Annotated in this window: 1 protein-coding gene; it reads left to right on the top strand. The window is 74.0% G+C overall.

Annotation, left to right across the window (positions count from 1 at the left end):
- Window positions 1-13: 13 nt before the first annotated feature.
- Window positions 14-288: hypothetical protein (locus IMZ11_RS44910; RefSeq protein WP_228649940.1), on the top strand; the 275-nt coding region annotated here is incomplete at its 3' end.

The following is a 288-nucleotide window of genomic DNA, read 5'->3' as shown; positions in this document are numbered from 1 at the left end:
GGAAGGTCGGTTCATGGGGGGACGTGGCCTGGTCATCCCGGGCCACGCCAAGCTCTTCGCGTACGGCTTGCACGCCCGGCACTCCGCCGGGCCGAGGAGCACCATCGCTCGCTGGCTCGCCGGGACACGCGGATTCAGCCGCGTCTGGTGCGGCGCACGTGCCCCCGGCAGCGCCGACCTCGTCGGCAGTGCCGACCTCGGACGCGGCGACAGCGGCGAACCCTGGCGTGGTTGCTACCGCCGTGGTGGTGGCGCTCTCGGGGGTCGGGTCCGTCGCCGCAGATCCGG

The organism is Microtetraspora sp. AC03309 (assembly GCF_020826795.1).
Lineage (GTDB): Bacteria > Actinomycetota > Actinomycetes > Streptosporangiales > Streptosporangiaceae > Microtetraspora > Microtetraspora glauca.
This window is presented reverse-complemented; position numbering and strand designations above follow the sequence as displayed.